Origin of the sequence: Clostridium sp. CMCC3677, from assembly GCF_023845585.1 — a bacterium.
In the GTDB taxonomy this organism is placed as follows: Bacteria; Bacillota; Clostridia; order Clostridiales; family Clostridiaceae; genus Clostridium; species Clostridium aquiflavi.
Window position 1 is genome coordinate 12,593 of the sequence record NZ_JAMQHS010000006.1, and the last position, 25,378, is coordinate 37,970.

At 26.1% G+C, this 25,378-nt stretch carries 24 protein-coding genes and 4 pseudogenes; 7 read left to right on the forward strand and 21 right to left on the reverse strand.

What is annotated here, in order from left to right; translation table 11 throughout:
* The first annotated feature begins 15 nt into the window (after positions 1-15).
* The 3 genes from NG901_RS08365 to NG901_RS08375 all read left to right on the forward strand — a co-directional run bounded on the left by NG901_RS08365 (position 16) and on the right by NG901_RS08375 (position 3,309).
* Entirely contained in the window at positions 16-1,308 is a 1,293-nt protein-coding gene (locus NG901_RS08365; RefSeq protein ID WP_252213560.1) for an ABC transporter substrate-binding protein, read from the forward strand.
* Positions 1,309-1,537: 229 nt separating this feature from the next.
* Entirely contained in the window at positions 1,538-2,404 is an 867-nt protein-coding gene (locus NG901_RS08370; protein WP_252213562.1) for a carbohydrate ABC transporter permease, read from the forward strand.
* Positions 2,404-3,309: a carbohydrate ABC transporter permease gene (locus tag NG901_RS08375; RefSeq protein ID WP_252213564.1), complete on the forward strand. Its 906-nt coding sequence runs from the start codon at positions 2,404-2,406 to the stop codon at positions 3,307-3,309. The genes NG901_RS08370 and NG901_RS08375 overlap by 1 nt, the downstream gene beginning before the upstream one ends.
* 147 nt (positions 3,310-3,456) lie before the next feature.
* Here NG901_RS08375 and NG901_RS08380 read toward each other — a convergent pair whose 3' ends face one another.
* Both NG901_RS08380 and NG901_RS08385 read right to left on the reverse strand, forming a co-directional pair.
* A complete protein-coding gene (locus NG901_RS08380) occupies positions 3,457-4,341 on the reverse strand; it encodes a potassium channel family protein (protein WP_252213566.1) in 885 nt (294 codons plus the stop codon).
* Between the two features lie 14 nt (positions 4,342-4,355).
* Positions 4,356-4,538, reverse strand: a pseudogene (locus NG901_RS08385) (DNA alkylation repair protein); the annotation flags it as partial.
* 267 nt (positions 4,539-4,805) lie between these two features.
* Between NG901_RS08385 and NG901_RS08390 the strand changes: the two are divergent.
* A complete protein-coding gene (locus NG901_RS08390; protein WP_252213568.1) occupies positions 4,806-6,044 on the forward strand; it encodes a S41 family peptidase in 1,239 nt (412 codons plus the stop codon).
* A 50-nt stretch (positions 6,045-6,094) separates the two neighbouring features.
* On the opposite strand, the gene NG901_RS08395 is transcribed toward NG901_RS08390, so the two are convergent.
* The 15 genes and pseudogenes from NG901_RS08395 to NG901_RS08460 form a co-directional block, all read right to left on the reverse strand.
* Positions 6,095-8,143 (reverse strand): N-acetylmuramoyl-L-alanine amidase, encoded by a 2,049-nt coding sequence (locus tag NG901_RS08395; protein ID WP_252213570.1) that lies wholly within the window; start codon positions 8,141-8,143, stop codon positions 6,095-6,097.
* A 275-nt stretch (positions 8,144-8,418) separates the two neighbouring features.
* Entirely contained in the window at positions 8,419-9,048 is a 630-nt protein-coding gene (locus NG901_RS08400) for a PilZ domain-containing protein (protein ID WP_252213572.1), read from the reverse strand.
* Between the two features lie 254 nt (positions 9,049-9,302).
* Positions 9,303-10,598 carry an FtsW/RodA/SpoVE family cell cycle protein gene (locus NG901_RS08405; protein ID WP_252213574.1) on the reverse strand — a complete coding sequence of 432 codons (1,296 nt, stop codon included), beginning with the start codon at positions 10,596-10,598 and terminating at the stop codon, positions 9,303-9,305.
* A gap of 99 nt (positions 10,599-10,697) precedes the next feature.
* Positions 10,698-11,123 carry a PadR family transcriptional regulator gene (locus NG901_RS08410; RefSeq protein WP_252213576.1) on the reverse strand — a complete coding sequence of 142 codons (426 nt, stop codon included), beginning with the start codon at positions 11,121-11,123 and terminating at the stop codon, positions 10,698-10,700.
* A gap of 11 nt (positions 11,124-11,134) precedes the next feature.
* Positions 11,135-11,659, reverse strand: coding sequence for an RNA polymerase sigma factor (locus tag NG901_RS08415; RefSeq protein ID WP_252213578.1), 525 nt, complete (start codon positions 11,657-11,659; stop codon positions 11,135-11,137).
* Positions 11,660-11,974: 315 nt separating this feature from the next.
* On the reverse strand, positions 11,975-12,205 hold the full coding sequence (gene hepT / locus NG901_RS08420) for a type VII toxin-antitoxin system HepT family RNase toxin (RefSeq protein ID WP_252213580.1): 231 nt from the start codon (positions 12,203-12,205) through the stop codon (positions 11,975-11,977).
* Positions 12,206-12,243: 38 nt separating this feature from the next.
* Positions 12,244-12,411 (reverse strand): annotated as a pseudogene (locus NG901_RS08425) (GrpB family protein); the annotation flags it as partial.
* Positions 12,412-12,437: 26 nt separating this feature from the next.
* A complete protein-coding gene (locus tag NG901_RS08430) occupies positions 12,438-13,136 on the reverse strand; it encodes a class I SAM-dependent methyltransferase (protein WP_434062231.1) in 699 nt (232 codons plus the stop codon).
* 442 nt (positions 13,137-13,578) lie between these two features.
* Positions 13,579-15,138, reverse strand: a complete 1,560-nt coding sequence (locus tag NG901_RS08435; RefSeq protein WP_434062232.1) for an AAA family ATPase — start codon at positions 15,136-15,138, stop codon at positions 13,579-13,581.
* Between the two features lie 113 nt (positions 15,139-15,251).
* Positions 15,252-15,437, reverse strand: coding sequence for a hypothetical protein (locus NG901_RS08440; RefSeq protein WP_252213584.1), 186 nt, complete (start codon positions 15,435-15,437; stop codon positions 15,252-15,254).
* Positions 15,438-15,777: 340 nt separating this feature from the next.
* Positions 15,778-16,293 carry a transcription elongation factor GreAB gene (locus tag NG901_RS08445; protein ID WP_252213585.1) on the reverse strand — a complete coding sequence of 172 codons (516 nt, stop codon included), beginning with the start codon at positions 16,291-16,293 and terminating at the stop codon, positions 15,778-15,780.
* A gap of 83 nt (positions 16,294-16,376) precedes the next feature.
* Positions 16,377-16,637 carry a TfoX/Sxy family protein gene (locus tag NG901_RS08450; RefSeq protein ID WP_252213587.1) on the reverse strand — a complete coding sequence of 87 codons (261 nt, stop codon included), beginning with the start codon at positions 16,635-16,637 and terminating at the stop codon, positions 16,377-16,379.
* Positions 16,638-16,799: 162 nt separating this feature from the next.
* On the reverse strand, positions 16,800-17,048 hold the full coding sequence (locus NG901_RS08455) for a hypothetical protein (protein WP_252213589.1): 249 nt from the start codon (positions 17,046-17,048) through the stop codon (positions 16,800-16,802).
* A gap of 34 nt (positions 17,049-17,082) precedes the next feature.
* A pseudogene (locus tag NG901_RS17150) lies at positions 17,083-17,205 on the reverse strand (T6SS immunity protein Tdi1 domain-containing protein); the annotation flags it as partial.
* Between the two features lie 104 nt (positions 17,206-17,309).
* Positions 17,310-18,599: a DUF4272 domain-containing protein gene (locus tag NG901_RS08460; protein ID WP_252213591.1), complete on the reverse strand. Its 1,290-nt coding sequence runs from the start codon at positions 18,597-18,599 to the stop codon at positions 17,310-17,312.
* Between the two features lie 200 nt (positions 18,600-18,799).
* On the opposite strand from NG901_RS08460, the gene NG901_RS08465 reads away from it, so the two are divergent.
* The gene (locus tag NG901_RS08465) at positions 18,800-19,603 is read left to right on the forward strand and encodes a CAP domain-containing protein (RefSeq protein WP_252213593.1); all 804 of its coding nucleotides are present in this window, start codon (positions 18,800-18,802) and stop codon (positions 19,601-19,603) included.
* 641 nt (positions 19,604-20,244) lie between these two features.
* On the opposite strand, the gene NG901_RS08470 is transcribed toward NG901_RS08465, so the two are convergent.
* Positions 20,245-20,559: a hypothetical protein gene (locus tag NG901_RS08470; protein WP_252213595.1), complete on the reverse strand. Its 315-nt coding sequence runs from the start codon at positions 20,557-20,559 to the stop codon at positions 20,245-20,247.
* A 76-nt stretch (positions 20,560-20,635) separates the two neighbouring features.
* The gene (locus tag NG901_RS08475; RefSeq protein ID WP_252213597.1) at positions 20,636-21,157 is read right to left on the reverse strand and encodes a DUF6652 family protein; all 522 of its coding nucleotides are present in this window, start codon (positions 21,155-21,157) and stop codon (positions 20,636-20,638) included.
* Positions 21,158-21,314: 157 nt separating this feature from the next.
* Between NG901_RS08475 and NG901_RS08480 the strand changes: the two genes are divergently transcribed.
* A complete protein-coding gene (locus NG901_RS08480; protein WP_252213599.1) occupies positions 21,315-22,556 on the forward strand; it encodes a glycoside hydrolase family protein in 1,242 nt (413 codons plus the stop codon).
* 179 nt (positions 22,557-22,735) lie between these two features.
* Here NG901_RS08480 and NG901_RS08485 read toward each other — a convergent pair whose 3' ends face one another.
* The gene (locus NG901_RS08485; RefSeq protein ID WP_252213601.1) at positions 22,736-23,452 is read right to left on the reverse strand and encodes a hypothetical protein; all 717 of its coding nucleotides are present in this window, start codon (positions 23,450-23,452) and stop codon (positions 22,736-22,738) included.
* 254 nt (positions 23,453-23,706) lie between these two features.
* Here NG901_RS08485 and NG901_RS08490 point away from each other — a divergent pair, with 254 nt between their 5' ends.
* Entirely contained in the window at positions 23,707-24,384 is a 678-nt protein-coding gene (locus NG901_RS08490; RefSeq protein WP_252213603.1) for a hypothetical protein, read from the forward strand.
* A 267-nt stretch (positions 24,385-24,651) separates the two neighbouring features.
* Here NG901_RS08490 and NG901_RS08495 read toward each other — a convergent pair.
* Positions 24,652-25,314, reverse strand: a pseudogene (locus tag NG901_RS08495) (oxidoreductase).
* Positions 25,315-25,378 lie beyond the last annotated feature (64 nt).

Sequence of the window (25,378 nt, forward strand, 5' to 3'; positions counted from 1 at the left end):
TAGGAGGGGTACAAAATGAAATTAAGAATGAAAAAAACATTATCAACAGTATTAGCAGCTTCACTTCTATTAGGTACAGTAGCTGGTTGTTCATCATCTAATGCTGGAAATAGTGCTAAAAAGGATGGAAAAGGAAAAACAGTTAGAGTGTTTCAATTAAAAGTTGAAATCAATGATCAATTAAAAGAACTTGCTAAAAAATATGAAGATGAAACAGGTGTTAAGGTAGATATAACTTCTGTTGGTGGTGGTGCTGATTATGGTGCTGCACTAAAAGCTGAATTCCAAAAAGGTACTGAACCTGATATATTCATGATTCAAGGTGCTGGAGATTACGGTGTATGGCAACATAAAATTGATGAATTAACTACTGAACCTTGGGTAAAAGATGCAGTTCATGGTACATTAGATACAGTTACAGTTGATGGTAAGGTTTATGGTATGCCTGCTGCAACTGAAGGCTATGGATTAATGTATAATAAAGATATCTTAGATAAAGCTGAAATAGATCCTGCTTCTATAGATACTTTTGATAAATTAAAAGCTACATTTGAAAAATTAGATTCTATGAAAGCTGAATTAGGAATAGACAATGTAGTATCTTATACAACTAAAGAAACTTGGGTTACTGGTAACCATACTTTCAATATTCCTTTAGCAGTACAAGATAATCCTACTCAATTTGTTAAAGATTATATTGATGGAAAAGCTGACTTTGTTAATAATCAATATTTTAAAGATTGGATGAACTTAGTTGAATTACTTGTTAAATATGGCGGGGGTGCTACTCTAGATACAATAGATTATACTACTCAAGTTGGTAACTTTGGAGCATCACACAAAACTGCTTTCTTACATCAAGGTAACTGGACTAGTAAAGATTTAGCTGGCTTAGACGCAAACTTTCCTAAAGGTTTTATTCCATTAGCAATTAACAATGATCCAAAAATAAGTGGAAGTATTCCTGTTGGAGTACCTATGTACTGGGTTGTTAATAAAGATTCAGCTGTTAATAAAGAAGCTAAAGATTTCTTAAATTGGATGGTAACTAGTGAAGCTGGACAAAATTCTCTAGTAAAAGATATGAAGATGATTCCTGCATTCACAAACTTCACAGTTGAACCTGAAGATGAATTAGCTAAATCTATAGTTGAATTCAACAAAGCTGGTAAGACTATTCCTTGGGCATTCACAAATCTTCCTGATGGATTCACAATGAATAATATTGGACCTGTATTCTCTAAATTTGCCAGAGGAGAAATTGATAAAAATCAAATGCTTCAACAATTACAAGATGCTACTAAATAATGTTTTTTAAATTTAGCTCTGTTTTAGCAGAGTGTTGATATATGCATAAGCAAAGTGAACTTAGTAATTGAACTTATTGCATATATTAACACACATTTAAAACAGAGCTAAAAATTAACTTCATAAGGAGATTACTTTACCTTATGGATGTTTATCATTACATATAGCATTAATTACACATAAGTTGTATTTGTATATATAGTGATTTTTATTACAAAGGAGTGAAAATATGAAAAAGAATAGTAAAGAACAAAGAGACTTTTGGCTTTTTATAGGTCCATGTTTGTTCTCTCTTATCATGGTAGTAATAATCCCTTTCTTTATGGGTATTTATTACACATTTACAGACTGGAATGGTGCTAATCCAAAATATGGTTTCGTTGGATTTGAAAATTATTTAAGTATTTGGAAAGATACTCAATTTCTTTATTCATTTAAAATAACAATTCTATATACTATTGCAAGCGTAATTACTATTAATTTAATTGGGTTTGGACTAGCATATATAGTTACTAGAAATTTAAAAACTAAGAATATTTTAAGAACTGGTTTCTTCATGCCAAACTTAATAGGTGGATTAATTTTAGGATTTATATGGCAATTTTTATTCAACTCTGTATTTACTTCAATTGGCCAAAACATAGGTTCATCATTCTTAGGAACTTCACTATTACAAAATCCTGGTACAGCAATGTTTGCAATGTTAATAGTTGCTTCATGGCAATATGCTGGATATATAATGGTTATTTATGTTGCTTCCCTTGAAAATGTACCTACTGATTTATTAGAGGCTAGTCATATTGATGGAGCTAATGGCTTGCAAACTTTCAAACATATTACAATTCCTATGGTAAGACCTGCAATTACAGTATGTTTATTCTTAACATTAGCTAATTCATTTAAAATGTTTGATTTAAATTTCTCTTTAACATCTGCAAAGACAACTGAAATGTTATCTTTAAATATATATAGGGAAGCTTTTTTAGTAAACAACATGGGCGTAGGACAAGCAAAGGCTATTATTTTCTTTATATTTGTAACTGCTGTCTCATTAACACAAGTGTACTTTAATAAAAAGAAGGAGGTAGAAGCATAATGAAAACAAATGTTGTAGAAAACACTAGTAGTTCACCTAAAAAAGCCAAAAAATTATCAACATTAAATGGATATAGCCGTAAATTAGGCGTATTAGAAATACTAACATGGATTGCATTAATAATTTATCTAACTCCTTTTTACTTAATGTTTATAAACTCTTTTAAAACTAGAAGAGAAATCTTTGTAAATACAACTGGTTTACCATCTACATGGAACTTTATCAATTACTTAGACGCTATTGATAGAATGCATATGACTAGTGCTTTCATCAACTCTATCATAATAACTGTTATAAGTGTTGCTTTAATAATTTTATTTTCTTCAATGGCATCTTGGGTTTTAGTTCGTAATGAATCTAAGGCCAGTAAAATTATATTTTACTTATTTGTTGCTGCTATGGTAGTTCCTTTCCAAGCTGTAATGTTACCACTTGTTAAATGGATGGGCATTTTAGGCATCGATTCCATTAATTTTAGCATGTTAGGTACACATTATGGATTAATCTTTATGTATATTGGATTTGGATCAAGTATGAGCATATTCTTGTACCACGGTGTAATAAAAGGAATTCCTAAAGAAATTGAAGAGGCTGCTATCATAGATGGTTGTAGTAAATGGAAAGTTTTCACTAAAGTAATTCTTCCACTTTTAAAACCTACTACTGTAACTGTAGCTGTATTAAATGGAATATGGGTATGGAACGACTTCTTGCTACCATTCTTAACTGTCAATGGTAAGATAAACACTATTCCACTTGCTATGAATAATTTCTTTGGTGCTTTCTCAAAACAATGGGAACTTGCAATGGCTGCTTTAATATTAGCTATTATCCCAATAATTATCTTTTACTTCTTTGTACAAAGACAAATTATTCAAGGAATCGTTCAAGGCTCTATCAAATAAAATTATGTGTATAAAAAAAGGGCGTTATGCCCTTTTTTTAGTTGAGAGTTGAGAATTTACAGGTTGAAAGTCCTAAATATCTTCTTTAAAAATTATATTTTAAAATTCCAATAAAAAATTTTTTTATTTACTCTCCACTTTCCACTCTCAATTCTCACCTTTATTATTAGTATAAGATAATATTGTACTTAAAAATATACCTATACATATTACACTCGTTATAGCTATAACCACAGCCATAAGTTTAGCTTCTACTGTAACTGGCACTATATCCCCATAACCGATTGTAGTAAATGTCATTATTGTATAATAAAATAGATCAATATTACCACTTACATTTGTATAAGAATCTGGTGAAATACTATTTATAAAGCAAACACCTAAAAATAAATTTATTATTATAAGTATAATTATTAATATAGCTGACACTAGTATACTATTAAAACTATTTTCTTCCTTTATTTTAAGAGTTGCTGGATTTCTTATAACATTAACAAGTACCTTTAAATTTAATATGTAGCATATGACAACTCCTAACAATCCTATTATGTAATTCTTTTTAAATTCATCAGGTAACAATATTAATATAGTAAAATATGAACTTAATATAAAATAAGATAAAAGCAAGTCTATCTTAGTAGTTTTGTCTTCAACTCTATGAAATATAGCATGTATTCTACTTATAATTAATAATACATATCCAACAGAATAATGTATTACAGTTATTATTCCTAATATAAGTACCAATTTAACTAATAAATCCAATCTATGTGCTAAAAATAAGTCAAAATTTTTAATTATACCTACTGATACTGTTATACTTATAAAAAATTCTGCCCCTATTAACATAATAATTTGACCATTTCTAAGTAATAAAGATTTTTCTTTAAATAAATTTCTGTACGTTCTATTGGTCTCCTTTAATACTTTTTTGATTTTTTTATATATACTAACATTTCTATTAAGATTTCTTAAAAATATAATAATTATTGCTATTATTGTAGTTAGTATCATAAAGATTCTACCCATCATTAAACTCTCCTACTCTATCTTCTTTTCATATTTCTAATTATATTTTTTTCATCTTTATCAACTCTATATGATTCTATAATTTTTTGTAGAGTTTTATTATAAGTAAAATCATCTAATTCATTACTCTTTAAATATTTCATAGTTTTTTCAGGATATTTAATATAACATATTGAAATAGCCCAAGCTTCAAATATTTTTTCTTTTATATACTGTTTATCCATAATATATAAATTTCCTTTCTAAATTTTTTCCTTAATTATCTACATTATATTATACAGGAAAATATTCCTTTATTTTAGACTGTATTTTTGTTAAATGCTTATATACATTGATAATGTCAACATATTCATTTAAATTGACAACATATTATATTTTATTCCATTTTTTACATTATTTTAATTTAGAGGTATAATATTTATATATTATTTAAATATTAATTTTAGTTATTGAAAGGATAATAATTTATGAAAAGACTATTTACAATTCTTCTATCTACCTTAATGTTATTTTTAATAGGATGTAGTCCCAGTACTCCTACTTTAAGTAATACTGAAAATTTAAAACCATTAAGTACTGAAGAAAAATTAGAGGATTTTGAATATATGTATAAAATTCTAGAAGAAAACTATCCTTATTTTGAAGTTAACAAAAGAATGAATAATTTAGATTGGTTATCCAAAAAGGATGATTATATTTCTATGATAAAAAATACTACTGATGATATAGACTTTTTTAATACATTAGAAAAAGTTTTATCTGATCTTAACAATGGACATACTGATATGATTTCCAAAGAAAGATTTTCTCGCCTTAAAGCTTTATATGAGCAAGATCGCAAATCTAATAAAGCATGGGTAAAAAAATTAAATGAACATAAAGTGCTTCAAAGATATGCCTTTAATTCAAATGATAAAAATTCTGATTTATCTTCATCTAATAAAGATAAGATAACAAAAGATAATATAAATACTAAAATATTTGAAGAAGGTAAAGCTGCTTATCTGTCTATAAAATCACTTAATAGTTTTAATATAGAAAATGATTTTAAAATTATACTTCCATTTTTAAAAGAAATAAAAGACTATAAAGGATTAATTATAGATATAAGAGGTAATGGTGGTGGAGATACACGTTATTGGACTGACAATCTTGTCCCTGCTTTAATAAATGAGCCTTTGAGTAGTTCAAATTACACAGTTTACAGAGGCGGAAATTTAACTGAGGAATTTGTTCAATGTAGATGGAATGGTGGCTATAAAAATTTTAATTCTATTTCTGATATAGATAAAGAAAAACTAACAAATCCTCCTAAAGAATTAAAAGAAGATTTTAAATATTACTCTGCTGACACTATAAATATTTCACCAAAAAACCCTATTGATTTTAAAGGTAAAATATATTTACTAGTAGATAAATATGTTTTTTCTTCATCAGAAGCATTTGCAAGCTTTGCAAAAAATACTAAGTTTGCTACATTAATAGGTGAAAAAACTGGTGGAGATGGCATTGGTTCTGACCCTGCAATAGCAGTTCTTCCTAATAGTGGTTATATCTTTAGGTTTCCTAAAGAAATGGGATTAGCTGCTGATGGCAGTTGCAATTTTGAATGTAGAACAGATCCAGACATAATCATTGATGCTACAAAAACTTTAGATTTAAAAGATGATAACTCGATTCAAAAAGCTATAGAACTTATAAATTAATTAAAACCTCATAAATAGTTATTGTGATTAAAACTATTTATGAGGTTATATTATTTATTTGATATTATATTAAAATTTTCATCAATTGCTTCTGCAATTGCCTTTGCAACTTTCTTTTGATAATATGAATCTGCACATCTCTCTGCTTCTTCAGTATTGGTTATAAATCCAACTTCAACTAAGACTGCTGGCATATTAGTATTTCTAAGTACAAATAATGTACGTTCAGAATCACTCTTAGCTCCACGATTTTTAGTATCTATGACTTTTACAATACTATCATTTATAACTTTAGCCATTTTTTTGCTTTTTTCAAGTCTATTATAATCTAAATTCCCACCATACTTATCATCTTTAGGTGCAGTGCTATAATAAGTCTCAACCCCTTTAGCAGTTTCTACTGCTGAATTATGATGGATGCTTATAAAGAAATCGGCATTTTCATCATTAGCAGTATCTGTTTTATGAGAAAGACTTGCTGTTAAAGATCCATAAGATGGTCTTTCTTTAGCTTTTCTTGTCATTATTACATTAAATCCTCTATCTTCTAATTCACTTTTAAGTTTAGATGCAACTTGTATATTTAAATCTGTTTCACTATAGGTTGTTCCATCGATTTTATTTTCAGATCCATAATCTTTTCCATAATCATGACCTGCATCTATAACTATTGTTTTCTCTTCTGAATTTTTATCATTATCCTTCTTCATATCTTTGTCTTTATTTTTATCATTATACTTATTTGATTCTTTATCAGAAGATAAACCCAATCTCTTACCATCTAAACCAATAACATATCCACCTATCACACTATCTACTATCATTTTTCCTGTATTTCCATCTAAATAATAATTATCTCCATTGCTTAAAATCCAACCTTTTGCTAATGATCCATCATCATTTAAGAAATACCAATTGTTATCAACATTAATCCAGCCTTTTGCCATGGCTCCAGTGTCATATAAATAATAACTTGTTCCATTAATATTTAACCAACCTATTTGCATATCTCCACTTAAACTGAAGTAATACCAATAATTATTGACTTTTTCCCAACCAACTTTCATTGAACCACTATTATCAAAATAATATATTTTATTGTTTATCTTATTAAGTCCATTCACCATAGCCCCACTATCTTTTAAATAGTACCATGTACCATTAATGTTAAGCCATCCTTTTGCCATAGCTCCTGAGCTTTTTAAGTAATACCAAGTGTTATTTAAGTTTATCCAACCATTTTTCATATATCCATTTTGATCTAAATAATACCAATTTCCATCTGGATTTATCCATCCATTAGCCTTTGTATTATCTAATTTATAATATAACCAATATCCATTTGCATATTTCCAACCAATATTAGATGAAATATTAACATTATCACTATTTTGATTATTAGTAACTTCATTTATATTGGGTAAACTAGGCTTATTCTCTGGAATTGCTGGATTAGGTAATACATTTGATGAATTACCTTTATCATCACTATCTTCTACTTTCGCTCCAGAATATCTTAATAAATCATTATAAAGAGCATTTACTTCTTTACCATATGTAGAACTTGGAGCCCAAACACCACTTAATTCTTTAACTGTTTTTGCTTTTCCTTTTATAGTTCTAAAATTTCTTGGATCATAGCTGTCACTTTTAGGATATCCCTTGGCACCTGCATATAATGCTAAGTGATCCATGTGAGCTTGTACTCCTTCATCCCAATTATCAAATTTTTCATGGGCATTTTTATCATTGTCATCTCCACCTGCTGCTGTCTTAAGCCCACACGGATTATTATAACTTTCATCTAAAACACCAGTAAAATTACCATATCCAGTTTCTTTAGCTGATTGTACATATGCTATTGCTGGATTTACATCACCACAATCCTCTGCATATTCCCAATACAAATCTGCTAAACCAATAAAGGTCTTAGTTGCACCTTTAGATTTAGCCCAATTTTTAGCTTCTTTTACTGTTACATCATTATCTGATATTATTTTATTATCATTACTTGCAGCTTGTACATTCATTGTTGGAATACCAATAAACATTATTGCAACAGCAAATATAACAATAGTAAGTTTCTTCTTAATATTCAATATTATTCATCCCCTTTTATGTTATATTTTAACACTAAATACATGTTTTAACTACATAATATTCCCTTGTAATATATTAATTTTTTATTAAGACTACGTTTTAAATATGCGTGGATATATGCAATAGATTAAGTGGTATTGTAATTTGGCTTTAAGAATTCTTAATTTGAAATTTATTTACTTATACAAAAAATTCACAAAAAAAAGACCATAAATATTTAATTTATAGTCCTAAATTTCATAATAAAATTTTATTTTACTTATATATTTCAAAATTATTTTGGATAATATTTGAAAAATTTGGTATTATAATTTTTAAGTATAAAATTTTCTAACAAATAATTTTCTGATGCATTTTTTAGTATGAATTCACATCCATAATAATATAAATTATCCTTTTCATATTTTCTTTTAGTAATAGTTTCTATATATATTTTTTTATCTTCTATAGGTAATTCAATGAAAAAGTTAATATCTTCTGGAATGTCTAAAACACACTCTAATAGTATTCCTCTAATACTTAAATTTTTACTTGTCATAAAAATAGGTTTAGATAGCTGCATTACGTTTTCACATATGTTACGTATCTTAGCTACTTTTAAAGGTATATTTACAATAATTCTATTGTTATTTCTTCTTTCTTTATCTAGTAAAAACTTTATATTTTTAACCACTATAGTATTTTTTAATATATTATTTATGATACCATTGTATATGGAGATACCTTGATTATTATTAAAAATATTTATAAAAACTTCTTCCCCAACTTTTAACTTCGTTTTTTCATTAGCACATATAATTAAAATATCTTTCTGGAATTTTTGAACTATTCCCATAGTTATTATTTTTTCATCAATAGAAGTTAATTTTGCTAAAGAATATTCAATACTATTTTTTATTACCAAACTTATTAAACTCCTTCTAATATATATAGTTAATATTATAAATATAGTTTTCTATATAATATTAATATTTCCATATATATACTCGTGCTAAAATTTGCTAATATTAATAGTAAATTTTATAAATTATAAAATTTATAAAAATATAACATTAAAATATCAAATATATATTAAATAAGCTATTTAAAAATAATATTATTAAAATTTTTTCACATTAAACTTAAATGTCTCTTTACTTTTCACTCCATATTCTAACATTATATTTTTTCAATTTTAGATATATTTTTCCCTTTGTATACATTGATTATAATTCCAACTATAAACATGTTTATAATGGTACTTGTTCCTCCATAACTTATAAAAGGTAGTGGCATAGGGGAATGCACACTTATAGTAATTCCAAAAGTCATTAATACATTGCAAATAAATTGAATTGTTATTATGGATACAACTCCTAAAACTAAAGATTTAGCATAAGTATTTTTTACACATACTGCTACTTTAATCATTCTTATTATTAATACTCCAATTAAAGTAATAATTACAATTCCAACTATCCAACCAAAATTATATATTATATATGAAAGAATATAATCAATATAAAACTCTGGAATAATATTTTTATCAAAGTTAGTAGCTCTTCCAATTAATACTGACGAATCTCTAATTATTTTAAGTTGATTATAAATATATCCATATCCATTAATATTATTACTTCTATCAATGAAATTTGAAATAGTATCAAAACCTATTTTGCTTAAAATCATAATTAATGTTTCAATACTAATAAATAATCCTAATATCTTTTTGCTTGATTTTGATAAATATACTAATATAATCAATGAAATTCCATAAATAATAAAACTAAATAGTGAATTTGTTCTGACAAGTAATACCAATGGTAATAAGCCTAAAAATAAAGCTATTATAATTTTTCTTTTATTAGTCCAATCATACTTATCATATATTCCTGCTAAAGCAATTACTATTATTATTGGTGCAAAATATCCAATATTTATAGTTAATCCACCTATTGGTAACCATTGTCTTACTCCATTAAAACCTTGAATTCCTGAAAATACAGTATAAGCTAAAGAGAATAAACCAATAGCATAAATATATTTTGAATACTTTTTAATTTGCCTATAATCAATGAAGCATGACATTATAAATACAAATATGGCCAGTATGCTAAATATAATATTATTCTTTGATATATGATTATTTTCAAGTTCTACATTCCACTCAAAAAACCTTATTATTACAGCACTAAATAATACCAATCCAATACTTAACGCTATTATGCTCCATTCTGGCTTAGACTTATGTAGCATATTAAGTTCACTTCCTACATGTTTAGAAGAGCCCATTTCGTTAATTGCTTTCTTTAAAGCCTTCTCTTTTTTTTCTCCTGATTTTATATATTCATTTGTCTTTTCCTCTAAATGTGCACTTAGTTCATCTCTTATTTCATTATGCATTCTTTTATTCTTTACTTGTGAACACACATCATTAATATATTTTTTTATATCATCACTATCTTTTATATTCATCTTTCCATCACCTCACCAGATTATCATTCATTTTTAACTTATTAAACATTAACACTTTAACTACTTTTTATTATTTAAGTATCTTATTTTAAAATATACTTATGTTATCTTTTGTAATTTTCCCATATTTTCTAACATTTTAATGTTTTTAGTATCCTCAGCCCTAAATTTTAAATATCCTCTTCCTTTTCTAGTTAATCTATAATATTTTTTATCTATATTATCACTTTCACGAATCCAGTATGATTCTAATAAAGCATTTCTTTCTAAGTAATGTAAAATTGGATATATTTCACCTTCTTGCATTAGAAATGTATCCTTAGACTTAATTCCTAATTCTTTAATTATTGCATATCCATACATATCCTTTCTTTGAATTAATTCTAGTATTAATATTTCTAAATCAATTTTTTTATTTTCTATTTTTTCCTCTTCTCTCACTACATTTAAAATATTCTGTAATATTTCTTCTTTAGATTCTAATCCTTTGTGAATTGCTTTTTTAACTATATCCTCTTTATTCAAAATACACCCTCCTATATTTCAAATTCTTCATTTATTTTATTCATTGTTCGATACAGTCTATTTTTAACAGTGGACTCGCTTACATTAAGGCTCTTACTTATATCTTTTATTTTCAAATCACTTTGAAAATATAAAACAAATATCTTAAAAGTAAGCATATCCTTTTTCTTTATATACCCCCATATTTCCTCACATAATGCTTCTTCTTCATAGTTATATTCAATATTTAAATTCTCCTGAATGTTTTTAAATTGTTTCTCATCATTTAGTGAAAATATTGGAATATGATTTTGAAACATTTTTAATAATCCATAATGCTTATATACTTCATTTCTTGCAATTCTTATTAAATACTTTTTATATTCTTTTATTTCTCTTTTATTTTTTAAAGCTTTATAAAAATTCAAATATATATTTTGCATTATATCTGCTATATCATCACTACTTCTACATTTTGATACTACATATCTTAATACATCATCATAAGTATTGTTGTATATGTCAGTAATTAATTTTTCAATATTTGTTTCTTGCACATTTCACACTCCTTACACTAATAATGATACCTATATATTAAATTTTGTTTCAATAAAAATAATTTTTTTATAATTTATAATATATAATAAAATTATTTTATAAATTTAAAAACTCAAACAAACATTAAAGGAGAATGAAATGGATAAAAAAATTATATAATTAGGGACAATAAATAATTTTGTGTAAATTAGGAATTAACTCTCTGTATAAAAAAGAACCTATAGGAATAGACACTTTTTATGTATGTCCATCATCTAGGTTCCATTTCATTAAAAATCAGTTTAGCTCTTTATAGAATCCATATATAAATCATTTTATATAACATTCTTTACAATATTACCAACAAATCGCTCAAAATCATTTTGAACAATATCATATATCATCTCATCACTAATATCAAAATACATATGCACTATTCTATTCCTGAATTTAGCCATATTAAAATATATTAATACATCTTCTTCAGCTATTATCCCATTATCAAATAATATTTCAAAGTGTTCCTTATTATCCTTTGGTCTTCCCCATCTGTTCCTAGAAATCAAATGACTAGCTATACTAGCATTGCATCTATGCTCACTTATATATCAATAATTGGCTTTGCTGATAATCCTTCAACAGATGTGCTTCCTACATGTTCAATTGAAATAATTTTTCCAGATAAAACTGCTAATAATTCATCTTTTATACTTTCAAGACTCTCTTTCCATTTTGGATTATAATCTTCTACTATTACGTGTTTAGTTATCATCAAAAATCTCCCTTCCAAATTGGAATTTATCTATTGCATTTCCTTGCACGAACAATTATTACATCTGGTTTTTCTTTAACTCCAAAGCTTTCTTCATAAAAACCATCAATTACAAAACCACTTTGAAAACATAGATTAAATATGTCTTGTAATGAACGATGATAATAACATTGTAATACTGGCTGACCTGAAATAGCCTCACCAGTATAACTATTAGCAGACAAATATTTCTCTGTTAGAGTCACAAAACAAGGATGTTGTGTGGAAAATACGAATATACCATCTTCTTTAAGAAGGCAATTTACACATTGAAATAAAATAGATATATCTGAAATATCCATAATAGCCATATTAGATACCACTTTACTATATGGTTTATCCTTTTTAAGCGAGAGAAGTTCATCTCTATTTGTTGCATCTATAACATGAAACTCAATTTTATTATTGTACTTATACTGTCTTTTCTCTGCCAATGTTATCATTTTTGAGCTGTAATCAAAAGCAACAACATCTGCTCCTTTTTCTGCAATATAGGCAGAGTAATTTCCATTTCCACAGGCAATATCAAGTATAAAATCATTTTCTTTAATATCAAGCAATTCACTTACTCTTGGTTTTACAACTTCTCTATGAAATTGATTTGACTCATCACCCATGCAGTTATCCCAAAACTGGGCATTAAATTCCCAAGCTTTTAAACTGTCTTCAACTGAATGTTTACTCACAAATGGTTCCCCCCATTCAAATTACTATTTAACTAACTTATGAATTACTATTTATTTACTGGTAGATTATTTTTATTAGCACTATTAACATTTATAGTGTTACTTATAGATAAAATATCAAAAAAATAGTAGCCCAGACTCGCAATTGGAAGCTACTATTTTTACAAACTAAAAATTTAGTCATACCAGTTGCATAAGTAACTAGAATTATATCTAGTAGAGTGTTCCAACACTCTACTTTTTTATTATCTGTATTTTTTATTTATATTATATCAAATTTTTATATAAAATAAACATAAAATTTTATAAAGCTAAACTGATCTACAACTTGGAATTTATAAGCTTAAATTTATACTTATCTTAAATAAATAAACCTTATCATTACTTATAGATAAAATTTCTACACAAAAAATAAGATAGACTTTTTAGCCTATCTCTAATTTTAGATTTCTTCAATTTTACATTTATGTTCTTTATTCTTAGAATCATAACATATAGCTACTGCCAACACTTTTTTTCTCTTATTTTCATTTCTAAACTTTTCTATATATTCTTTTTGTTTAATTTGATTTATTGCTACTTCTGGCAATTCATCTTTCTTAAGTTCAACTATAAAAGGAATATCATTCTTTCTTCTTGGATGAAATGTAAAATCAGCATATCCTTTTCCCGTCTTTTCCTCTCTTTCAACTCTATATGTGTCCCTAGCTGAAAGATACGCTAAAGTTAGAACACATGAAAGGCTATTTTCATCATTATATTGAAGTATTGGAATCTCCGAGTTGTGAATATCATGTAAAATTTCTTCCACAACTTTTATATCCCAATTTACAGTGGCTTTTAACATGCTCTTAGAATTTTCAATTATTTCAGATACATATCCAAAAGATTCATCTCTTAAAGCTTTCTCAAATTCTTGCATAAGTTCCTTATTAGGAATTTTTAAGTATCCATCATAATAAGATAAAAATCCAAGGACTATCATAGCTGAATAAATTTCTTCTTTATTTCTTGGAACCCCTTGCCCTGCTCTAAATTCTTCATTTATTATTATATCAATTTCTTCACCTGAAACCATTTTTATAACATCGTCACGAATTTCTAAAATGTTATATTTCAAATACTCACACACTTCATCCATAGCCCCTGTATTAGTCCAATAACTTTCACAATAATTATTTTCTAATGACTTAATAACAGAACGTGGATTATAAATTTTAATTCCACTAGCTGTAGTATATCCGTTATACCAATTCTCCAATTCTCTAAAATTTATTTCACCATTTTTATTACATAATGCTATAACTTCATCTTCTGTAAATCCAAAATATTCTCCAAGTTTTCTATCTCTTAAAAATGTAAACTCATCAAACATATTAAGTGCAGAACCACTTGAATATTTTTTAATTGGTAAAACTCCAGTCATATAGCAAAGCGCAACATATGGTTGATCCTTTAGAAGATTTCTTAAAAATTCTAAAAAGTCATTTTGATTTTCTTCAAATAAATTATTATTAAAAATATAATCCCATTCATCAAATATAAAGATAAATTTATCATTTGTTGCATTAAACATATTGCTAATATTATAAAAACTTTTAATTTCAAGATTAGGATACATTGTTTTTATATCATATACTATACCCTCTTGAATTACTCTAATATATTCCTCATATGTTTTGTTTTTATCTGGTATTGTATTAAAACTTATATTTATTACATTATATTTATTTAAATTCTCTTCATATCCATAAGTCTTGCTTATTTTAAGTTTATCAAAAATATTCTTAGAATCTACTGCTTTAGAATAATACGCTCCAAGCATATCTGCAACACTAGATTTTCCGAATCTTCTCGGTCTCGTAACACACACATATTTACTCTTTGTATTTATTTTTTTATTTAATAGTTTTATAATCAATGATTTATCTACAAAATACTCCTCATTAAAGAGCTCATTATAATTTTTTAAAGGTTTATCAGTGTTTAAATACAAATTCAAAATATCATCTCCCTTCATATTTTTTCACTTCATTATACTTATCATTATTATAACATAAGCCAATGACACGTTAATATCATTGGCTTAATTTCATTCTTTTAAACTTATTACAATTAATTTTGTTTTCTACAAACTATAATAAATCTATGTTCTATACTTTCTATATAGCCTTTAACATTTATCTCTTCATTCAATTTACAAAGCTTATCAAAACAATTTTCTACAGAGAAATTTGGAAATTCCCACTCAATAATTTTAGCAAAATAAACTATTGCTCCAATATATCTTTGTAATTCCAAGGTAATTCTTCATCATCCCATCTATTTTTTAAATAAGAAAAATCTCACCCCTTAAATGCAGCATCTTCTTCCTTTTTCCATAATTCTTTTAATTCATCATAATTCATAACTGTTCCTCTTTTCATTTATTATTTAATTAATAGAAAATTGGTGCAGTTTTCTGATAGTATATAAAATTATTCTTGGTACAACCTACTATCAGCTATAATGACTGCACCAAGTTATTAATTCGCTCTTTTCTCATTTTGAGATTTCACCTACTTTCAAATTAATATTTATATATCATTATTTATAAAATATTCTATGAATACTTAAAAATCTATATTTTAAAATTATATTGTTATTTATTTTCTGAAATAGTTGTAAAAATCCTTGAGTATACATCTTCAATATTTTTCTTATTTTCTATATCATTATATAATCCATATTCAATACTTGATACTTTACTATCTTTTATATATATACCCACTGCATAAGATGGTGGATTACCTTGCTGTGGTACTTCTTCATATGATAGTTCTTCATCTATAAAAGGTATGTCTCCTTTTATAGATTCAACAAAAAAGAATGGAACTATTCCTTCTTTGTAGATACTTGAATATTTCCCTTCTGATGCCTCTATCAAATTATCTTTTGTAATAAAAATTGCATCATATTTGCTTAATATATTTTTTTCTTCTAAATCTTTAAATGTAATTTTATTAAATGCAACATTATCTTCTCTGACTTCAGGTATTTCACCTATAACTCCAACATTTAAATTTTCTCCAGTATATTTTTCAAACTTTATATTGTTACAACTACTCAAAAAAATTACAGCTATAATTATTGTAATTACTTTAAAATATTTTCTCATCAATTCTCTCCTTAATACCAATTACACTCAATATCATAAACAAAATAACAAACTGAATTTTATAGTATACAATCCTTAGTTTACTATTTACATTTATGCAAATTATAAAAATTCTTTAGTGCTTCTTTTTGTTCTTGTAGTAATGCTGTTTTCTTAATACCTTGAATTGCACCTTCTAGCGCTAGCAATCTATGAATACATGCTGAAACATCATTTTTTTGTATTTTTAGCCAAGCTTGCTCTGCTCCAATATTTTTTAATTCATCATATGTAAATATCCCCACTTTATTTAATTGACTTTCAACTTTTTTACCTATATTAGGTAGTTTTGATAATTCTCCCATAAAAATTTCTCCTTCAAATTACCATTTTTACTATTTGTTTTATGTGTTTTATTATATTTATATTCTTGCCTTTGCTTAGTAAAATAAAATTAAAATGTTTAATTATAAATAATAGTTCACTATTTTATCTTACTTATTTTTATGTACACAATAATAAAAATTTTATATTCCATGAATTAATCTTTGAAATCCCATTACAATACGGTACATAATAGGATATATTATAAACAAGAAACACCCAAATATTATATTTTCTAAATCCAAAGATATAATGTTTAATAATAAATTTAAAGGAATTAATATAATATAACAATACATAAAAAATTTTGCTCCAAAGTTAAGAATTTTACTTTTCCCTTCAAATTTATCTAACCAAAATAATTTATATAAATAGACTTTTAATTTTCCCATAATATTCCTCCTAATTTGCTAGTATGTTATACAATTATTTTCCTAATTGAAGTAATATACTTTGATGCTTATTTGCATCTTCTCTATCAATTGATTCTACTAATTCTTTACCACCTAAAATGAGTGCTGGTGTAAAGAAATATATCTGATTTAGTTCTAAACTCCCTTTAACAGCATATGCTTATTAATTGAATTTATCAAATAATCCCATGTTATCTCTCCTTTAAATAAAATTTATTTGTACATATAGATTTATATCTTTTAAGTATCTGTTCCAACTTTATCCCATTCTGCACTTTCATTGTATCCTACTAGCCAGTTTAATGATTTATGTCGTTCCAATACAACACCCTTGTCCATTTTAGCTGGTGCAGGCAGATTATGAATTCTTGTATCTACACAGGCCCAATCTAGGCAAAAAATCAAATCACATTCATCTAATAATGCTTCTTTTGATTTAGGTTTTGAGTTCTCTAAAATTTCTTCAATAGAACAATAATCTCTTAATAGACGAACTGTTAGTGGTACATCACATATATGATCTGGAAAATCTAATTCATCTATGAAGCCTAAAGCCCATTCCATAACAAATAAATTTTCATACTGCCATGAATATGCAATCTGTTCTTCTTTTGTAGGATTTGGATTTTGCAAATATTCCTTTTCTCTTGGTGAAAAGAATTTTTTTGCATCAAATCTTTCTATAATTTCATTTACAAATTCATATGCTTCACTGACTTTCATGTCTTCACTAATTAAACATTCTGAATATAATGAAACAATCATAAGTGCAATAGCTCTTTTTGCAATCTCTTCTTTCGATCTACATTTAGATTTTTCTGCTGTTTCAATTACTGGATACCATGCAGGAACATAAATAAATTTATCTTCTATAATTTTACGACTTTTTAATCTACGATTAATTTGTTCTTCTGTTATTTGTCCATCTTTTGGTGTAATAGTGAATTCTTGTTTAGGTAAATAATTAAATAGAGTACTTTTTCCACTTTCAGATAAAATAAGCTCAATACCTCTATCGCTTTCACAGTACAAACCATCTTCTTCATCACATAATAATAGAATTCCTTTAAGTTCAGGTAATGTTTTTGAAAATATCCCCATAATCATTGCTTTTTTATAATCTTCATCCTCAACATTAAAAGAATAATCAATAATAACAAATCCATGACTTAAATCAATCTTATATAAAACATTTATCTTATTATCTACGTATTCTGTATCAACATGATAATAATGTCCATAAGTACTATTAATTTGGTTCTTAATAAATGCTTTTGCATCATCCCCCATCTCTTCTGTTACTGCAGTAACAAAAATATCTATATCTTCATTATGTAGTTCAAGAGTATTACCATTTCCATCTGTGTTAATATTAAAAGCATGACAAAGAGCATTCATTATTTTGTTTAACTCTCTCTCTTCACAAAAAATAAATGCTTTACCAGAATGTTTTTCCTCATTGCTTATTTTTTCTTCCGTTGATATTACTTTACTTTGTCTTTTCTTTTTTAATTTATCAAACAACCTCATTATTATCGTCCTCTCAAATTGCTATTTAGTAGGTCTTTTTTATTAATTTACTTTTAGCTATATATATTTAATTTCGTTCAATTCCAAGAAAAATTTCCCCCTTTTGTAAAATATATAAAAAGAGTTAATTGACTAATTTATTACATTAATGTATATTGATAATAAATTAAAAGAAAATCTCTATTTTCAGGAGGAGGACTATGAATACATATTTTAAAAAAGCAATTAAATTAGGAACAGTAGCTATACTTACAGGAATTATATTATTTTTACCAAATCAAAAAGTTAATGCAGAAGAGGCTGTTTATGGCCAATGGAAAAATGACAATATTGGATGGTGGTTTGAGTCTGATAGATCATATGCAAAAGGATGGAATACTATTGATGATAAATGGTATTATTTTTACAATAATGGTTATATGGCACATGATACAACAATTGACGGATACTATATAGATTCAGATGGTGAATGGATAGATGACTCTGAAATAAGCTATGAAGAATTTTGTAATAATGTAGATAGCCAAATGCTTAATTTAATAAATAAACATAGAAAAAGCAATGGTGTTTTTGTATTAATTGAAACAAATCAACTTAGAAATTCAGCTAAAGAAAAATCAAAACATATGTCTAACTATGGATATTTTTCTCATTATTATAATGGACAAGATTCTCGTCAATTATTTAATTCTCAAATAAATGCAGAAAATATTGAATACAAGTGTTTTAATAATAAATACACAAAAAGAAGCGCAAAAGAATTAGCACAAAAATTATTTGATGGGTGGAAGGAATCATCTGGACATAATGCTAATATGTTAAATTCAGATTTTAGTGAATATGGTTTTTCTGTAGAAAAAGGTGTTTATAATGGATCAAATGTGTTCTTTGCAACACAAATGTTTAAGGTTAGAAATAGAATCGGAAATGAACATAATATGCATATGTACATAGACAAAAATGGGCAAGAATATATTTATGTACCAAACCCAAATAACAATTAATATATAATTCTAGATGTATTTACTGTATTTTGTTAAATTCATACAAACACAGTTTAATACACTATTATATTGATTTTTATTTATTAATCATTCTTCTTTTAGTTTTAAAAAAATTTCTAAAGATTCTCTAGTAGTACAATAAAGCCCTCCATGTATAAGGTTAACTCTTATACCTGGGGGGCATATATAATTCTATTTTAATTTATCTATAATTACTTTAAACTTTTTTATATACTCATCTTTCATACTAGAACTCAATAATTTTATTCCTACAAAAGATAAAATTAGTCCCATAAATAATTTTATTATTAGTAATATCATATTTTAAATAAAACCTTTCTTATTATTTTCTATTGTTAAAAAAATAATCTTCATTAAATTTTTTTAATTTTCTATGTATAATGTTATTAGTTATATATAGAATTTCAATTATAAGAAGTAGTAAAAGAACTAACCATATCAAATAAAAAAACCTAGACTTTCCATAACAAAAATATGTAATATATGATATAGCTTCTTAATACTTTTACGTTAATCTACAGACTTCAAATGTTAAATTCAGTAAAATTCCAAGGTTATCCTGTATGCTAATTTTTTCAAGCTTACCCCATTCTGTATCACCTAAAAATTCATAATAATCATCACACTGTGCAGGCCAATATACCTTCAATTAGTCCTATTATAGATGGAATTAAAAGTAACCCACTTATAACAATCGCAATAGTTGGTAATGTTTTTTTTGACTCTTTTTCAAATCTAGCAATAACTCCCAGTATAAAGCTAATAAATAAGATTATAATTAAAGTTGGTACTTCTATGTGACGTGGAATTATTTTAATCGGATTATGCAGAACACAAACAATATCTAATATTGTCACAACAATCATATAAATTATTATTACTAATGTGAGAATGAAGGATATAATACCTATCTTCGAGTGTTTTAATTTTTTCAAATTCTCACCTCCCTCCTTACAATAAATTCACTTATTATGCTTATAAAGCATCTTTTAATATTAAATTATTTAATTTTTAAAGAACTTTTTTATTGATTTTGCTTTTAGATTTTACTATGCAAAACATAACTATAGCACTTATAACATCCAAACAAAAAAGAAAATGTAAAATACAGTTTACTACAGCTGTTAATTTAGTGATTTTCTTTTCTCTATAGGCTTGAACTATTCCGTTAATACCATACATAGAAGATGGAAGTAACATAATAAAATCAAAAATAGCCAAAAAGAGTGCTATAACTACTCCAAATCCCAATGGCCAAATCATCATAATACTTCCGAACATAAAAACTACAATATAAATTGGTATATTACATAATTTAAGAAGCATGTCCCAAAATAATAATGTAGTACTGTTCTCTCCATGCTTTGCTAGTATAAATGGATAAATCATATTAGATATAAAAAATATAATTGAAAGAACTAAAAAAATTAAATTAAGATTTGCTAAAACCCCTTTATAATTCCCCTTAAAAGTGATCAATATCACTAAATAAGTCAATATTATCAACATTATTGGTAAAATACGTTTTTTCATTAATTAACTCCTTTTTCATTTATATATAAATAATAGTTAATTTATATATAAAAGTCAAAAATTCACACTTAAGATATTTAATTTACATATTATTTTAAAATTAAAGTTTACAAAATTAAGAAAAAACTCCTTTTAGTATATGATTAGCAATTCAAATATGAAAGGAAATGATGTACAAATGTTAGATTGGAAAGAAAAAAATGGAAAATGGTATTGCTACAAAGCTGGAACTTTAGTTAAAGGCTGGGTAAAAGATGAAAATGGAAGATGGTTTCATTTAAATGAACGTAATGGCAAAATGGATATTGACTGGGTTGAGATTGATTCAATCTGGTACTATTTCTATCCTAAAAAAACTGAAAAAGATGGTAATACTCATTATACAGGCGAAATGGCTACTGGTTGGATTGAAATTGATTCTAAATGGTATTACTTATATTCTAAGAGAACTGAAAAGGATGGGATTACTCATCCTAAAGGTGAAATGGCTGCCGGTTGGGCTGAAATTGATTCTAGATGGTACTACTTCTATTCTAAGAGAACTGAAAAAGATGGTATCACTTATCCTAAAGGTGAAATGGCTACTGGTTGGATTGAAATTGATTCTAGATGGTATTTTTTATACCCTAATAAAACTGAAAAATATGGGGTTACTCATCCTCAAGGGGAGATGGCTACTGATTGGACTGAGATTAATTCTAAATGGTATTACTTATACACAAAGAAGACTGAAAAGGATGGTAATACTCATTATACAGGTGAAATGGCTACTGGTTGGATAAAATTAAATGAAAAATGGTATTACTTATATTCAGATGGTAAAATGGCTTGCAATACTACAATTGATGGATGGTCAATAGATTCAAATGGTGTTGCAAATAATTCTGCTGTATCTGGAGATGGTTTAATTTCAGATGACTTAGTTAAATTCATAGCGGGATGGGAAGCTTTTTATGATCATGCTTATGAAGATCCTTATTATCCTGGTAATAAATCATGTTGGACTATAGGATATGGAACTACTTACCAAGTTAATTCTTCAGCTTTTCCAAATGGCTTATCTAGTACATGTACAAGATCTCAAGCATTAACATGGTTAAAACAAGAAATAAATAAAGTTGCAAAAGAAGTTAAATCAGTATTAAATGAAAAGGGTGCTTCACTATCACAACAAGCATTTGATTGTATTTGTGATATTGGATACAATGCTGGTACAGGAGATTTACTTTACGGAAAATGTGTCACACTTAACGCAGTTATAAGTGGTAATCCTGATAGAATAACATCTGCGTTAATGAGTTGGAATAAAGCTAATAATTCAGTTTCCGAAGGATTAACTAAAAGATGCAAAGCTAGAGTTAATATGTGCTTATATGGAATATATGACTCTACCCATTAAAAAATATATTAATTCTATAGATATTTATATATTAAATTAATTTCTATAAAACTTAACTAATGCAGTATCTATAGAAATTATTTAAGGGAAAGTGTACCCCTTTAAATAGAGTTCTTTTTTATTAGACTCTACCGTCTTTTGTACACTTTCCCTTTATTATATATAAAGTAATAAATTTTTTATTTATTTTTATCTGTTGATGAAATTCTTTTAACATCATAGAATATTCCTTCATCACAAGAAATTAAAGTATTATCATCCTTCACAATAAGCTTATCTTGAAAAGAAGAATCTTCACTTTTTACAGTTATAGTAGTAATAGAATCTTTATTAATACCTAATTTTGAGAAGTTAGTACGATAATCATACTCTAAATCATCTTTTTTCTCACTTTTAATTATATATTTAGGATTTTTAAAAGAATCTTTATCAAAAGTAGCTAAATCCTTAGACAAGCTTATCTTTGTATTAATTACTAATGATGTGTTCCTGCCTGCATGTACCTTACTATATCCTACTACCTCTTTTATTACCCAATTACCATAAAATGATTCCTCATTTTTATCATTACTTACTTCTTTAGTTACATCTTGTGAATCTCTCTTAGTACTTGTACTATTATTGCTATTACTAACAGTATTGTTATTACTACTACTAGAATTATTGCTTGTACTATTCTTTGCTGTATCAGAATTAGAACTAGCTTCTTTTACATCATTTTTATTTTTATTTAATTTATCAGTATTTTTTTCATTAGCACTATTAGATTCATTATCAGATTCACTACTAACTTCATTATCTTCCTTTATATTATTACTGGATACTTTTTTATCAGTACAACTAATCAATCCCAATGATAAAACTAAAATTAATATTATTGCATATATACGTTTCAATATTACACCTCCTGTTATATCTTGATACATATTATGGATTTTATGTTTATTTTACCATATTATTCTTTAAAATAACAAAAAAATAATAAAAATTCGTAATTATTAAAATAAGCCATATTTTTTTCATTAAATAAATTATAGAGAAAATTTAATTAATATATTAACAAAAAATACAATTAATGCTAATATTATTATGGATTAAAATGTAAATAAAGTAATATATAAAAACAAAAGCATTAGAAGGAGATTTAAAATTGAAGTTTTTAAGAATTTTTATATTAGTAGCACTACTAGTAACCCTAACTGGTTGTGGGACTGAAAAATCACAAAATAATCATATCCAAACAAATAATGATATTTCTACTGAAGCTACTGATACTGAAGACAACACTACAAATAACAATACTAATAGTAGTGAAAAAATTACAAATAATAATACTAAAAAAGAAAGCACTACTAATAAAGTAAATTCTAATAAAAATAATAGTAATAACAATACTGCTATAAATAAAAACTCTGAAAATAACCCTACAGAAGTTCAAAATGAAGAATCATTTTATGGACAATGGGTTATAGAAAATGTAGTAGGATCTGGTAAGGTAGGAACTTATAGTGATGACGATATAAAAAAAATATTAGGAAAAAAACTAAGTTTTTCAAAAGAGCAATCAAGTTGCTTTGGAGATGATGTAAGCTACCTAAATGATACAGTTAAAAATCCTACTTACAAAAAATCAGTTATTACATCTGATGAATTTTTAAGCAATTGGCTTGTACCTTTAAGCACTTTGAGTATAAATAGCGATACTGTAACAGAAATTGAGGTAAATGATTTAAAAAATCTTCCAGCATGTACTTTTTTTATAAAAGATAACAACACATTAATACTTTATGGTGGAGGTACTTTTTTTGAACTTAAAAAAGCAGCATGAAAAACAAATTAAATAAACATAATTCACTGGCTATTATAGCCAGTGAATAAAAAGAAACTATGATAAAACTTAATTTATAAAAAATATTTAAGAGTCCATATTTATGTTAATATGGACTCTTTCCTAATATAAAACAAGATTTATACTGTTTATATATTTTAAATGATAATCTTAAATTTTTAAGTTTATCTCTTTTTTTAAATTACTTAATATTTTCTATTAAAATATTAAGTAAAAGCTTTATACTATTACATATTAAAAATTTTACTATTTTTCAATACTACCTTCCTTAAAAGCAACATATTCGGAACTAGAATTCACCATATATATATAATATTCACCTGATTCATCTGCTGTTAATTTATAACTTCCTGATAAATCGCTGAATGTTTTTCCTTTTATCATTTTTCCATTTAGTACATATCCATGTCCACCATGTATCTCAACTCCATCAAAACCTGATTCCTTAACTCTTCTTGCTGCTTCTGAATATGCATTAACTAAATATTTTATTTCATCTTTAGTCATTTCCTTTGCCCAAGTCTTAGTAACTTCATTCTGCATAGTTGATGGACCCCAGATAGTTCTTTCTCCTACATTAAAAGTAGTCATAAATTCACCATAAACTATTTACATTATTATATTTGCACCTAAATCATGTATTTTATTTGTAAATTCTTTATATTCCTTTATAAACGAATCATTATATATTCCCATCATTCTTGGATTGGGTTGCTCATCTTCTGTTACAAAGGCATACCCTGTTATTATTGTACCTACTCCACCCTTTGTCAGTTCTTCATAGATTGAACTTAATTCAAGTGTTAAATGTCCTTTTTCATCTGCTAACTCTTCCCAAAGTACACCTCTAAAAAATCTATTTTTTAATTCCATTTTACAAATATTTGTTTTATCCCAAAGACTTTTCATTAAAATCTCTCCTTTGAATTAGGTTATCCGCGGTTCATACATACTATAACGCCATATTGAAAGT